Here is a 12,224-nt window from a genome sequence, read left to right on the forward strand (position 1 = left end):
GTCCGCGATCAGGGCGAGGACGGACGTGGCGCTGGAATCGGTCAAGACAGGGAATCCGCAGAGTTGGGCAGGATTATAGGAAGGGCACCGCCTCTGCCCGGGCTCACCACGTCCCTCGCTTGTGAGCGGCCGCCAACCATGGCATAATCGCGGGCTCTCCGGAGTTCTTCCGGGGAGTTTTCATTTGTGAGGTCATCAACCATGTACGCGGTCATAAAAACCGGTGGCAAGCAGTATCGCGTTGCTTCCGGCGACAAGATCAAGGTAGAACAGATTGCTGCGGACATCGGCCAGGAAATCACGATCGACCAGGTTCTCGCTCTCGGCAACGGCAGCGACCTGAAGATCGGCGCTCCCCTGGTGTCCGGTGCCACGGTCAAGGTGAAGGTCGTCTCGCACGGCAAGCACGACAAGGTGCGCATCTTCAAGCTGCGCCGCCGCAAGCACTACCAGAAGCACCAGGGCCACCGCCAGGCTTACACCGAGCTCGAGATCGGCTCGATCGCCGGCTAAGGAGAAAGCGAAATGGCACAGAAAAAAGGCGGCGGCTCCACGCGAAACGGGCGTGATTCCCAGCCGAAGATGCTGGGCGTCAAGGCCTTCGGCGGCGAACTCATCAGCGCCGGCTCCATCATCGTGCGCCAGCGCGGCACCAAGTTCCACCCCGGCACGAACGTCGGCGTGGGCCGGGACCACACGCTGTTCGCCCTGGTGGACGGCCACGTGCAGTTCCAGGTCAAGGGCTCGCTGAACAAGCACACGGTCAACGTGGTCCCGGCGGCGTAAGGTACCCTTGCCCCGCGACAAGAAGAGCCCCGACTTGTCGGGGCTCTTTCGTTTTTGAGGTTCGAACATGAAATTCGTAGACGAGGCATTCATCGACATCGCCGCGGGCGACGGCGGGAACGGCTGCGTCTCGTTCCGCCACGAGAAGTACAAGGAGTTCGGCGGCCCCAACGGCGGCGACGGCGGCCGCGGCGGGCACGTGTGGGCGGTGGCGGACCCGAACCTCAACACGCTGGTCGACTACCGCTTCTCGCGCCGGCACGAGGCCGGGCGCGGCGAGCACGGCATGGGTTCCGACATGTTCGGCGCCATGGGCAACGACATCACGCTGAAGATGCCGGTGGGGACCATCATCACCGACGCCGAGACGGGCGAGGTGCTGTACGAACTGCTGAAGCCGGGCGAGAAGATCATGATCGCCAAGGGCGGCGACGGCGGCTTCGGCAACATGCGGTTCAAGAGCTCGATCAACCGCGCGCCGCGGCAGAAGACGCCGGGCTGGCCGGGCGAGAAGAAGAGCCTCAAGCTCGAACTCAAGGTGCTGGCCGACGTGGGCCTGCTCGGGATGCCGAACGCCGGCAAGTCCACGCTGATCGCCGCGGTGTCGAACGCGCGGCCCAAGATCGCCGACTATCCCTTCACGACCCTGCACCCGAACCTGGGCGTCGTGCGCGTCGGCCCGGAACAGAGCTTCGTCGTCGCCGACGTGCCGGGGCTGATCGAGGGCGCGGCGGAAGGCGCCGGCCTCGGCCACCAGTTCCTGCGGCACCTGCAGCGCACGCGACTGCTGCTGCACGTCGTGGACCTCGCGCCCTTCGACGAAGGCGTGGACCCCGTCGCCCAGGCGAAGGCGATCGTCGAGGAGCTGAAGAAGTACGACAAGGCCCTCTACGAGAAGCCGCGCTGGCTGGTGCTGAACAAGCTGGACATGGTGCCGGTGGAGGAGCGCGCGGCGCGCGTGAAGGACTTCGTCAAGCGCTTCAAGTGGAAGGGGCCGGTGTACGAGATCTCCGCCCTCACGCGCGAGGGCTGCGAGCCGCTGATCAAGGGCATCTGGCAGCACGTGCACGCGCAGCAGGTCGCGGAGCAGCCGCACGTGGAGGTCGACCCGCGTTTCGCGAAGGACGAAAATACGTCCTCATGACGGATCAGAAGAACGGACAGGCGGCGCTGAAGGACGCGCGGCGCATCGTCGTGAAGGTGGGTTCCAGCCTGGTCACCAACGAGGGCCGCGGGCTGGACGAGCGCGCGATCGGCGAGTGGAGCCGGCAGATGGCGGCGCTCGCGGCGCAGGGCCGCGAGGTGATCATGGTCTCCAGCGGCGCCATCGCCGAAGGCATGAAGCGCCTGGGCTGGACCACCCGGCCGCACGAACTGGACAAGCTGCAGGCCGCGGCGGCCGTCGGCCAGATGGGCCTCGCGCAGATGTACGAGACCAAGCTGCGCGAGCACGGCATGGCGTCCGCCCAGGTGCTGCTCACGCACGCCGACCTCGCCGACCGCGAGCGCTACCTCAATGCGCGCTCGACGCTGCTCACGCTGCTGTCGCTGCGCGTGCTGCCCGTCATCAACGAGAACGACACGGTCGTCAACGACGAGATCAAGTTCGGCGACAACGACACGCTGGGTGCGCTGGTGGCGAACCTGGTCGAGGCCGACCTGCTCGTGATCCTCACCGACCAGAAGGGGCTGTACAGCGCGGACCCGCGCAAGGACCCCGCGGCGAAATTCATCCAGGAAGCGCACGCCGGCGACGCGGCGCTGGAGCAGATGGCCGGCGGCGCCGGCTCCAGCATCGGCAAGGGCGGCATGATCACCAAGGTGCTCGCCGCGAAGCGCGCGGCCGGTTCCGGCGCGTCGACCGTGATTGCCTGGGGCCGCGAGCCCGACTGCCTGCTGCGCCTCGCGCAGGGCGAGATCATCGGCACGCTGCTGGTCGCGCCGACGCAGAAGCACCAGGCGCGCAAGCGCTGGATGGCCGACCACCTGCAGCTGCGCGGCGCGGTGACGGTCGATGCGGGCGCGGCCGGCAAGCTGCGCACCGAAGGCAAGAGCCTGCTGCCGATCGGCATGACGGGCGTCGAAGGCGACTTCTCGCGCGGCGAGGTGATCGCGGTGCGCGACCCCGCCGGCCAGGAGATCGCGCGCGGCCTGGCGAACTACGCCGCGGCCGAGGCGCGGCTGCTATGCCGCAAGCCGTCGACCGAGATCGAGAAGCTGCTCGGGTACGTGGCAGAGCCCGAGATGATCCACAGGACGAACCTCGTCGTGACGCGCTGAAGGGGAACGCTGGGGGTGCGCTGCGCGCACCTTCCGGCGGCCCGCCGCCGCCAGCCTACCGGTTGACGCCGCCGCGCTGCCAGCGGCGGTCCACCGGCGCCTTGAGGTCCAGCGCGATCTGCGCCGGCGAGACGTTCGGGGAGTTCTCCTGGCACGCGCCCGAGCGCGCGATGGCCAGGCTGTAGCGCAGGTTGGCGGTGCGGAAGATGTCCCGCCACTCGGCGTCCTTCGCGACCACCCAGCCCGAGTCCGGGTTGTGGCGCGCGTAGACCTTCACCTGGCCCTTGCCGCAGTGGATGCCTTCGTAGAAGCCGTTCACCGCACCGGAACTGCTGGTGGCGACGACCACGTAGCGGACCACGTCGTCCTTGCCGATGGTGATGGAAGCCGGGTCCACGCCGAAGCGCAGGCTGGTGCCCGCCACGTCGATCGGGATCAGGCCGCTGGTGCGCAGCGGCGGGGGCGGCGGCGCCTCGAGCTCCTGCCACTCCGGCACGTAGGGGATGTTGCTGTTGTCGGGGGTGCCGGGCGGGGCGCCCAGCAGGTCCGCCGCGGACGCGGCGCCGACGGCGCTGGCCAGGGCCAGCGCCAGGAATCTACGAAGCATGCTTTCCCTTGATGGCGACGGGCTCGGCCCGTCCCTGCGGATTCGGTTCGAACGTGGCGCCGGGCGGCAGTTCCATGCCGGGCGCCGGCAGCGGCGCGCCGTGCGCTTCGTGCGGGCCGTGTTCGGCCTCGCGCGTGCGCATGCCGCTGCGGAGATACCGGTTGCGGTGGTCGTTGCGCGGAAGGTAGCGGGCCAGCTCGCGCAAGGCCATCTCGTACACCCCGCGCTTGAACTCCACCACCACGTCGAGAGGCACCCAGTAGTCGTTCCAGCGCCAGGCGTCGAACTCGGGGTGGTTGGTGGCGCGGAGATTCAGGTTGTGGTCCTGCCCGATCAACTGCAGCAGGAACCAGATCTGCTTCTGGCCCTTGTAGTGGCCACGGGCGTCGCGCCGGATGTAGCGCTCGGGAACCTCGTAGCGCAGCCAGTCGCGCGTGCGCCCGACGATGCGCACATGCTCCGGCATCAACCCGATTTCCTCGTGCAATTCCCGGAACATCGCCTGTTCGGGGCTCTCGCCGCGGTCGATGCCGCCCTGAGGAAACTGCCAGCTGTGTGTCCGGATGCGCTTGCCCCAGAACACCTGGTTTTTCTGGTTGAGCAGGATAATGCCGACGTTGGGCCTGAAGCCGTCCCGGTCCAGCATAATCACACCCCAAAATCTTTGAACTGAGTTCATTATGCACGGCGCCCCTGCGCGCTGGAAGGGCTCAGCAGTCACCACCCCCCGGTCCATTTTGATGAGAGCCTCCCAGTTCCTGATTTCCACCCTCAAGGAAGCCCCCGCCGACGCGGAAGTCGCCAGCCACAAGCTGATGATGCGCGCCGGCATGATCAAGAAGCTGGGCGCGGGCATCTACACGTACATGCCCATGGGCCTGCGCGTGATCCGCAAGGTGGAGGCGATCGTGCGCGAGGAGATGAACCGCGCCGGTGCCGTGGAGTGCACGATGCCCGTCGTGCAGCCGGCGGAACTCTGGCAGGAGACCGGCCGCTTCGACAAGATGGGCCCCGAGCTGCTGCGCATCAAGGACCGGCACGACCGCGACTTCGTCGTGCAGCCCACCAGCGAGGAGGTCGTCACCGACATCGCCCGCCAGGAGCTGCGCAGCTACAAGCAGCTGCCCAAGAACCTGTACCAGGTGCAGACCAAGTTCCGCGACGAGCGCCGTCCGCGCTTCGGCCTGATGCGCGGCCGCGAGTTCATCATGAAGGACGCGTACAGCTTCGACCGCGACCAGGCCGCGGCCAAACGCAGCTACGAGACCATGGCGCAGGCCTACCGGCGCATCTTCGACCGCTTCGGCCTGCGCTATCGCGCCGTCGCGGCGGACAGCGGCGCGATCGGCGGTGACCTCTCCGAGGAGTTCCAGGTGATCGCCGCCACCGGGGAGGACGCGATCGTCTACTGCCCGGACAGCCAGTACGCCGCCAACATGGAGAAGGCCGAAGCGCTGGCGCCCACGCATGCGCGCCCCGCGCCCGGCCGCGCGATGGAGAAGGTGCCCACGCCCGGCAAGAGCACCTGCGAACAGGTCGCCGAGCTGCTGAAGGTGCCGCTCGCGACGACGGTGAAGTCGCTGGTGCTCGCCACCGACAAGCTGGATGCGCAGGGCAACGTCACCGGCTCGCAGGTGTGGCTGCTGCTGCTGCGCGGCGACCACGACATGAACGAGATCAAGGTCGGCAAGGTGCCCGGCCTGGACAACGGCTTCCGCTTCGCGACGGTCGCGGAGATCGAGGCCCATTTCGGCGCGAAGCCCGGCTACCTGGGCCCGATCGGCCTGAAGCAGCCGGTGAAGATCGTGGCCGACCGCGAGGTCGCGCTCATGGCCGACTGGATCGCCGGCGCCAACGAAGAGGACTTCCACACGGTCGGCATCAACTGGGGCCGCGACCTGCCGGAGCCGGACGCGGTCGCCGACCTGCGCAACGTGGTCGAAGGCGACCTGTCGCCGGACGGCCAGGGCAAGCTCGCGATCGAGCGCGGCATCGAGGTCGGGCACATCTTCTACCTCGGGACCAAGTACTCGAAGGCGATGGACGCCACCTTCCTCGACGAGGACGGCAAGCCGAAGGTCTTCGAGATGGGCTGCTACGGCATCGGCATCACGCGCCTGCCCGCCGCCGCCATCGAGCAGAACCACGACGAGCGCGGGATCATCTGGCCGGACGCGATCGCGCCGTTCACGGTGGTGGTGTGCCCGATCGGCATGGACCGCAGCGCGGACGTGAAGGCCGCCGCCGAGAAGCTGCACGACGAGCTCGCCGCGGCCGGCGTGGACGTGCTGCTGGACGACCGCGGCGAGCGTCCCGGCGCCATGTTCGCGGACTGGGAGCTGATCGGCGTGCCGCACCGCGTGGTGATCTCCGACCGCGGCCTCAAGGAAGGCCAGCTGGAATACCAGCACCGCCGCGATGCGGCCGCGACCAAGGTCGCCGCGGGCGAGATCGCCGCCTTCGTCAAGGGGCGGCTCGCGGCGTGATCACGCGGCGCGGCTGTCTCGCCCCGGCGCTCGCCGGCGCCGGTCTCTGGGTTGCGGGCCTGCCGCTCGCGCGCGCGGGCGCGCAGCTCGAGGAGCCGCTGGCGGATTCGGTCCGCACGGCGCTCAGCTCCGCGATCGCGAACAGCGCGCCGCCGGTCCCCGACTTCAGCGACATCGACCAGCGCCTGCGCTACCTGCGCTGGCTCGGCGCCATGAGCCACCGGCTGCAGCGGCGCAAGACCGAGTGGCTGGAGCGCAAGGAATTCCTGCAGACCGTCTGGTACGAGACCAAGCGGGCGGGGCTGGACCCCGGCCTGGTGCTGGGGCTGATCCAGGTCGAGAGCGCCTTCCGCAAGTTCGCGGTGAGCCCGGTGGGCGCGCGCGGCTACATGCAGGTGATGCCGTTCTGGACGCGGCTGATCGGCAACGGCGATCCCTCCAGCCTGTTCCACATGCAGACGAACCTGCGCTTCGGCTGCGTGATCCTGCGCCACTACCTCGATCGCGAGAACGGCAACCTGTACATGGCCCTGGGCCGCTACAACGGCAGCCGCGGGAAGCCGCAGTACCCGAACGCGGTGTTCGGGGCGGCGAAGGTCTGGGAATGGAAGGACGGGGCGCCGGCGCCGGAGGTGCAGCCGGGGGCGGCGCCGATGCGGGCGCCGGGGGGGTAGGACTGGTCGATCGCTGGGGTGCGCTTCGCGCAACCCAGCCTACGGTGCGCTTCGCGTAACCCGGCCCGCCGCCCGTTCATGCGACCCGTCGTGCGCCGCGGTTGGTAGGCTGGGTTGCGCGCAGCGCACCCCAGCATTCACCCACTCACCCCCTCACTGCAGGAACCCCAGCTTCGTCTTGCTCCCGCCGCACTTCGGCAGGTCCTCCGGCAGGATCGCCTCGCGATGCGCGAGCCGCGCATTGCCGAATCCGGTCATCAGCGCCCGCCGCATCTCGCGCGGGGCGAGTTCCGCCAGGCAATCGAGCACGTCGTCCCCGGGCTCGTCCTCGAAGCGAGCGCCCCAGCCGTGGTCGCCGCGGATGGAGCGGTACAGGTTGCGCGCGATGGCGCGGGCCTGTTCGTGCGAGGGAGCGTCGATCTCGAACACGTTCATGCGGTTCAGGATCGGCTCCGGGATGCAGCGCTCGTCGTTGGCCGTCATGATCCAGATCACCTGGCTCGCGTCGATCGCGACTTCGGCGAATTCGTCCATGAAGGCGCCGGCCGTGTCGTGCTCCAGCAGGCCGTAGAGCGAACCCAGCGGGTCGTACTGCGCATCGGCGCTGGCCTTGTCGATCTCGTCGACGACGATGACCGGGTTGGCGTACTGGCCGTCCACGATCGCTTCGAACACCTTGCCCGGCTTGGCGCCCTTCCACTGGGACGAGGCGCCGGACAGCAGCCAGCCCGCGGTCATCGAGCTCATGGGCACCAGGCTCATGCCGGTGCCGAGCAGGTCGGCGAGCTGGCGCGCGAAGTGCGTCTTGCCGATGCCGGGCGGGCCGAGCAGCAGCATGGGGGTGATCTCGATGCCGTCGCCGGCGTCCTGCGAGAGGGCGACGTGGCGCTTCACGTCGTCGAGCGCGTCCGCGAAATTGGGGAGCTGCTCGTAGAGCGAGGCCATCTCGGGGATGCCGCTCGGCTTGACCTGGAAGCGTTCCGGGCCGCGCTCGAGCATGCGTTCGTAGGTGGCTCGCAGGCTTTCGTGGTCGCGCGCGGGCAGCTTGGCCAGCTTGCGCTCGACGTCGTGCGGACGGAAGACGTTGCGCAGGTTGGCGATCGGCAACTGCAGGCCGGGGCTGTGCGGGACGAGGCTACGCGATTGCATACCCAACTCCTTCAACGACTGTTCTGGATTCCAGCATAGGCCGTGCCACGAGGGCAAGCCGTGGACGAGCTTTCGCACGACCTTGTCAGCTGCAGTCGACAGTGGGAGCGGGAGAAGTGGCTGCTGGCAGCCGGGGAGGGGGAGTGCTAGTCGCGGACCCGCGCGATGCGGGTCCGCGGGAGACCGCTCAGGACTGCGCCGGGGTGCCCAGCACCTGCTGCAGTTCGCCGCTCTGGTACATCTCCATCATGATGTCCGAGCCGCCGATGAATTCGCCGCGCACGTACAACTGCGGGATGGTGGGCCAGTTGCTGTATTCCTTGATGCCCTGGCGGATCTCGTCGTCCTCCAGCACGTTCACGGTCTTCAGCTGCTTCGGGTCCACGCCGCAGGCCTTCAGGATCTGGACGGCGCGGCCGGAGAAGCCGCACATGGGGAAGGACGCATTGCCCTTCATGAAGAGCAGGACGTCGCTGTTCTTGACCAGGTCGTCGATGCGTTGCTGGGCGTCGCTCATGGGGAACCTCTCCTGTGCAGGGTCTGCGCTGAGTTGATGGCGGATTATCCCAGTTCAAGCCGGCGCCCGCCGGAACAGCGGGCGATCCCGGACAGGTCCTGGCGGCTCTGCACTTGCGCGAAACCGGCAGCCGCGAGCAGTTCGCGCACGGCGCCGGCCTGGTCCCAGCCGTGTTCCAGCAGCAGCCATCCTCCCGGCGCCAGGTGGCGCGGCGCGGCGGCGACGATGGCGCGCAGGTCGTCCAGGCCGTCGGTGCCGGCGGCGAGCGCCTCGCGCGGCTCGTGGCGCAAGGCGGGCAGGTGCGGGTCGGCATCGGCGATGTAAGGCGGGTTGCTCACGACCAGGTCGTACTGCCCGGCGCCTTCGAGCCAGCGGGCCTGGCGCAATTGCACGGCGAGGCCGAGCCGGGCCGCATTGGCGGCAGCAACCTCCAGCGCACCGGCGCTGCGGTCCACCGCCTCCACCCGCGCGTCGCGACGGGCCGACGCAATCGCGAGCGCGATGGCACCGCTGCCGGTGCCGAGGTCGACCACGCGCGGTGCCTCCCGGTCGCGCAGCACCTCCAGCGCCCACTCGACGAGCGTCTCGGTGTCGGGCCGCGGCACGAGCACGCGCGCGTCCACCCGCAGCGGCAGGCCGTAGAACTCCTTTTCCCCCGTGAGGTAGGCGACCGGTTCCCCCGCCGCCCGCCGCTGCGCGAGCGCCTGGAAAGCCTCCATGCGGCCGGCAGGAAGCGGATCGGTGTCGTGCGCGAGCAGCCAGCCGCGCTCGCCGGCGCCGCGGTCCAGCACGTGCAGCAGCAGCAGCTGCGCATCGAGGCGGTCCAGCCCCAGCGCCGCCGCGGCGGCCAGTGCGTCCGCGATCGTCACGCCCGCGCGGCCCCCATCCCCACCTCGAGTTCCTCCAGCTGCTCGGCGCGGCGCGCCAGCAGCAGGGCGGCGACCACTTCGTCGAGTTCGCCTTCCATCACGGCGCCCAGCTTGTAGAGCGTCAGGTTGATGCGGTGGTCGGTCACCCGGCCCTGCGGGAAGTTGTAGGTGCGGATGCGGTCGGAGCGGTCGCCGCTGCCGATCAGGCCCTTGCGCGTCGCCGCTTCCTTCGCTGCGCGTTCCGCGCGTTCCTTTTCCTGGATGCGCGCCGCCAGCACCTGCAGGGCCTTGGCCTTGTTGCGGTGCTGCGAGCGGTCGTCCTGGCACTCGGCCACGATGCCCGTGGGCAGGTGCGTGATGCGCACGGCGGAGTCGGTCTTGTTCACGTGCTGGCCGCCCGCGCCGGAGGCGCGAAAGGTGTCGATGCGCAGGTCGGCCGGGTTGATCTGCACGGCCGCGGCCTCGTCGGGCTCGGGCAGCGCCGCGACGGTGCACGCGCTGGTGTGGATGCGCCCCTGGCTCTCGGTGGCCGGCACGCGCTGCACGCGGTGGCCGCCCGATTCGAACTTCAGCTTGCCGTAGGCGCCGTCGCCGACCATGCGGACCACCACTTCCTTGAAGCCGCCGACCTCGCCTTCGCTCTCGCTCACGATCTCCGTCTTCCATCCCTGGCGCTCGGCATAGCGCGTGTACATGCGCAGCAGGTCGCCCGCGAAGAGCGCGGATTCGTCGCCGCCGGTGCCGGCGCGGATTTCCAGGAAGACGTTGCGCACGTCGTCGGGGTCGCGCGGCAGCAGCAGGGCCTGCAGCTCGTTCTCGAGGGCCGGCAGTTCCTGCTCCAGCCCGGCGAGTTCCTCCTTCGCCATGTCGGCCATGTCGGGGTCGTCCAGCATCTGCCGCGCCTCGGCGAAATCGCGTTCGCGCTGCAGGAAACGCTGGTAGACGCCGTTCACCTCGGTCACCTCCGCGTGCTCGCGCGTGAGCTCGCGGAAGCGCTCCATGTCGTTCACGACCTCGGGCTGCGAGAGGAAGAAGTCCAGCTCCTGCAGGCGGACGGGGAAGCGCTCGAGTTGCTGGCGGAGGAAGGGTTTCATGCGGAGGATGTCATTGCGGGCTGGGAGAGCCTGCCCCGGGCTTGACCCGGGGCAATCCATGCGGGTTCGGAGGGACCATGGATGCCGGGTCAAGCCCGGCATGACATGGGGGCGTTCACCGCGCCGCTAACGCTCCTTGCGCAGGAAGAAATGCTCGATCGCCTGCTGCGCGCGCTGGCGCGCCTCGGCGTCGCCGGTGCGCAGTTCGGCCATGGCGCCGTGCAGCATCTTCTGGGTGAGGCCGCGCGAGAGGGCCTCCAGCACGGCGTCGACGTCCTCGCCGCGGGCGAGCAGCTTGCGGGCGCGCGCCAGTTCGGCGGCGCGCCATTCGTCCGCCTGCGAGTTGAGCTGCTGGATCAGGGGCACGGCGCCGCGCTGGTCCATCCAGTGCACGAAGCTCTGCACGCCGGCGTCGATGATCGCCTCGGCCTGCGCGACCGCGGCCTGGCGGTTGGCGTGGCCGGTCTGCACCACGTGCGCGAGGTCGTCGACGGTGTACAGGTACACGTCTTCCAGCGCCTTGACCTCCGGCTCGATGTCGCGCGGCACGGCCAGGTCCACCATGAACATCGGGCGGTGCTTGCGCGCCTTCAGGGCGCGCTCCACGGCGCCGAGGCCGATGATGGGCAACTGGCTCGCGGTGGAGCTCACCACGATGTCGAATTCGTGCAGCCGCGCCGGCAGGTCCGCCAGGCGCATCACCTCGCCGCCGAAGCGGGTGGCGAGCTTCTCGCCACGCTCCAGGGTGCGGTTGGCGATGGCGATGGACTTCGGGCTCTTCGCCGCGAAGTGCGTCGCCGCCAGCTCGATCATCTCGCCGGCCCCGACGAACAGCACGCGGACCTTCGACAGGTCCTCGAACAGCTGGCCGGCCAGGCGCACGGCGGCGGCGGACATGCTGATGGAATGGGCGCCGATCTCGGTGGAGGTGCGGACTTCCTTGGCGACGGCGAAGGAGCGCTGGAACAGCTGGTTGAGCGTGGTGCCCAGGGCGCCCGCTTCGTCGGCGACGCGCACGGCGTCCTTCAGCTGGCCCAGGATCTGGGCCTCGCCCAGCACCATGGAATCGAGCCCGCTCGCCACCCGGAAGGCATGGCGGGCCACGCCGGCGTCCTGCAGCGTGTAGGCGTGGCTGCGCAGCAGGCCCGCGTTCACGCCGCCGGAATGCGCCAGCCACTCCACGGTGGTGTCGATCTCGTGCTGCGCGCCCGCGCAATAGATCTCGGTGCGGTTGCAGGTGGAGAGGATGGCGGCCTCGGGCTGGCGGCCCAGCCGGGCCCCGACGCTGTCGCGCAAGCCGTGCAGCGTGGGCGCGATCTGGTCGAGGGCGAACGCGAACCGGCCCCGCAAATCGAGCGGTGCCGTGTTGTGGTTGATCCCCAATGCCCAGACTGCCATGCGCCGAATTATAAAATTCGATCCAGATCAAGCACTTAGCCCGGATCGATTCCCACTTGTCCCAGATCAACCGAACCGCGTGTCCTTTTTCGAACTCCTGAGGCACCTTGCCGGATTCCTAGCCCCCGCGGTCGTCGTCGCCGTGCTCGTCGCCGGCGCTGCCCGCATTGTGCTGCCTCCCGCCGCCCGCCCGCAGTCCTGGTGGATGGCCGTGGCCCTGAACACGCTGGCCGGGGCCCTGGTGCTGGCCGCCGGCCTCTGGTACTTCGGCCGGGATGGCAAGATGGCTACGTACGCGGCCCTGGTGCTGGCTGTCGCCACCGTGCAGTGGCTCAGCGGCAGGGCCTGGCGCTCCTAGAAAGAC

General features: G+C 69.2%; 14 protein-coding genes. 7 read left to right on the plus strand and 7 right to left on the minus strand.

Features of this window, described 5'->3' with window-relative positions; all coding sequences use genetic code 11:
* The first annotated feature begins 201 nt into the window (after positions 1-201).
* From rplU to proB, 4 genes are all read left to right on the plus strand, one after another.
* Positions 202-513, plus strand: a complete 312-nt coding sequence (rplU, locus tag H8N03_RS03150) for a 50S ribosomal protein L21 (RefSeq protein ID WP_187074655.1) — start codon at positions 202-204, stop codon at positions 511-513.
* A 12-nt stretch (positions 514-525) separates the two neighbouring features.
* Positions 526-786, plus strand: coding sequence for a 50S ribosomal protein L27 (gene rpmA, locus H8N03_RS03155; RefSeq protein ID WP_187074656.1), 261 nt, complete (start codon positions 526-528; stop codon positions 784-786).
* 67 nt (positions 787-853) lie between these two features.
* A complete protein-coding gene (gene cgtA / locus H8N03_RS03160) occupies positions 854-1,930 on the plus strand; it encodes an Obg family GTPase CgtA (protein WP_187074657.1) in 1,077 nt (358 codons plus the stop codon).
* A complete protein-coding gene (gene proB, locus H8N03_RS03165) occupies positions 1,927-3,066 on the plus strand; it encodes a glutamate 5-kinase (RefSeq protein WP_187074658.1) in 1,140 nt (379 codons plus the stop codon). Before cgtA ends, proB begins: the two co-directional genes overlap by 4 nt.
* Positions 3,067-3,121: 55 nt before the next feature.
* Here proB and H8N03_RS03170 read toward each other — a convergent pair whose 3' ends face one another.
* Together H8N03_RS03170 and H8N03_RS03175 are read right to left on the minus strand one after the other, a co-directional pair.
* A complete protein-coding gene (locus H8N03_RS03170; RefSeq protein WP_187074659.1) occupies positions 3,122-3,673 on the minus strand; it encodes a CNP1-like family protein in 552 nt (183 codons plus the stop codon).
* Positions 3,663-4,319 carry an RNA pyrophosphohydrolase gene (locus H8N03_RS03175; RefSeq protein WP_187075202.1) on the minus strand — a complete coding sequence of 219 codons (657 nt, stop codon included), beginning with the start codon at positions 4,317-4,319 and terminating at the stop codon, positions 3,663-3,665. The genes H8N03_RS03170 and H8N03_RS03175 overlap by 11 nt, the downstream gene beginning before the upstream one ends.
* A 94-nt stretch (positions 4,320-4,413) precedes the next feature.
* Here H8N03_RS03175 and H8N03_RS03180 point away from each other — a divergent pair, with 94 nt between their 5' ends.
* Positions 4,414-6,159, plus strand: a complete 1,746-nt coding sequence (locus H8N03_RS03180) for a proline--tRNA ligase (protein ID WP_187074660.1) — start codon at positions 4,414-4,416, stop codon at positions 6,157-6,159.
* Positions 6,156-6,833 carry a lytic transglycosylase domain-containing protein gene (locus H8N03_RS03185; RefSeq protein WP_187074661.1) on the plus strand — a complete coding sequence of 226 codons (678 nt, stop codon included), beginning with the start codon at positions 6,156-6,158 and terminating at the stop codon, positions 6,831-6,833. Before H8N03_RS03180 ends, H8N03_RS03185 begins: the two co-directional genes overlap by 4 nt.
* Before the next feature lie 153 nt (positions 6,834-6,986).
* Here the strand turns inward: H8N03_RS03185 and H8N03_RS03190 are convergent, their stop codons facing one another.
* From H8N03_RS03190 to hemA, 5 genes are all read right to left on the minus strand, one after another.
* Positions 6,987-7,982 carry an AAA family ATPase gene (locus H8N03_RS03190; protein ID WP_187074662.1) on the minus strand — a complete coding sequence of 332 codons (996 nt, stop codon included), beginning with the start codon at positions 7,980-7,982 and terminating at the stop codon, positions 6,987-6,989.
* A 187-nt stretch (positions 7,983-8,169) separates the two neighbouring features.
* Positions 8,170-8,499, minus strand: a complete 330-nt coding sequence (gene grxD / locus H8N03_RS03195) for a Grx4 family monothiol glutaredoxin (protein ID WP_187074663.1) — start codon at positions 8,497-8,499, stop codon at positions 8,170-8,172.
* A 44-nt stretch (positions 8,500-8,543) separates the two neighbouring features.
* Positions 8,544-9,368 (minus strand): peptide chain release factor N(5)-glutamine methyltransferase, encoded by an 825-nt coding sequence (prmC, locus tag H8N03_RS03200; protein ID WP_187074664.1) that lies wholly within the window; start codon positions 9,366-9,368, stop codon positions 8,544-8,546.
* A complete protein-coding gene (gene prfA, locus H8N03_RS03205) occupies positions 9,365-10,462 on the minus strand; it encodes a peptide chain release factor 1 (RefSeq protein WP_187074665.1) in 1,098 nt (365 codons plus the stop codon). The genes prmC and prfA overlap by 4 nt, the downstream gene beginning before the upstream one ends.
* A gap of 126 nt (positions 10,463-10,588) precedes the next feature.
* Entirely contained in the window at positions 10,589-11,860 is a 1,272-nt protein-coding gene (hemA, locus tag H8N03_RS03210; protein WP_187074666.1) for a glutamyl-tRNA reductase, read from the minus strand.
* 79 nt (positions 11,861-11,939) lie between these two features.
* Between hemA and H8N03_RS03215 the strand changes: the two genes are divergently transcribed.
* Positions 11,940-12,218, plus strand: a complete 279-nt coding sequence (locus H8N03_RS03215; protein ID WP_187074667.1) for a hypothetical protein — start codon at positions 11,940-11,942, stop codon at positions 12,216-12,218.
* Positions 12,219-12,224: the final 6 nt, after the last annotated feature.

The sequence above is a fragment of the Ramlibacter cellulosilyticus genome (assembly GCF_014297465.1).
GTDB classification, from domain to species: Bacteria; Pseudomonadota; Gammaproteobacteria; order Burkholderiales; family Burkholderiaceae_C; genus Ramlibacter; species Ramlibacter cellulosilyticus.

What these genes read in the sequence shown, in the direction of transcription:
- rplU (WP_187074655.1), top strand. Translation starts at nt 202, where the DNA reads ATGTACGCGGTCATAAAAACCGGTGGCAAGCAGTATCGCGTTGCTTCC.
- rpmA (WP_187074656.1), top strand. Translation starts at nt 526, where the DNA reads ATGGCACAGAAAAAAGGCGGCGGCTCCACGCGAAACGGGCGTGATTCC.
- cgtA (WP_187074657.1), top strand. Translation starts at nt 854, where the DNA reads ATGAAATTCGTAGACGAGGCATTCATCGACATCGCCGCGGGCGACGGC.
- proB (WP_187074658.1), top strand. Translation starts at nt 1,927, where the DNA reads ATGACGGATCAGAAGAACGGACAGGCGGCGCTGAAGGACGCGCGGCGC.
- H8N03_RS03170 (WP_187074659.1), bottom strand. Translation starts at nt 3,673, where the DNA reads ATGCTTCGTAGATTCCTGGCGCTGGCCCTGGCCAGCGCCGTCGGCGCC.
- H8N03_RS03175 (WP_187075202.1), bottom strand. Translation starts at nt 4,319, where the DNA reads ATGCTGGACCGGGACGGCTTCAGGCCCAACGTCGGCATTATCCTGCTC.
- H8N03_RS03180 (WP_187074660.1), top strand. Translation starts at nt 4,414, where the DNA reads ATGAGAGCCTCCCAGTTCCTGATTTCCACCCTCAAGGAAGCCCCCGCC.
- H8N03_RS03190 (WP_187074662.1), bottom strand. Translation starts at nt 7,982, where the DNA reads ATGCAATCGCGTAGCCTCGTCCCGCACAGCCCCGGCCTGCAGTTGCCG.
- grxD (WP_187074663.1), bottom strand. Translation starts at nt 8,499, where the DNA reads ATGAGCGACGCCCAGCAACGCATCGACGACCTGGTCAAGAACAGCGAC.
- prfA (WP_187074665.1), bottom strand. Translation starts at nt 10,462, where the DNA reads ATGAAACCCTTCCTCCGCCAGCAACTCGAGCGCTTCCCCGTCCGCCTG.
- hemA (WP_187074666.1), bottom strand. Translation starts at nt 11,860, where the DNA reads ATGGCAGTCTGGGCATTGGGGATCAACCACAACACGGCACCGCTCGAT.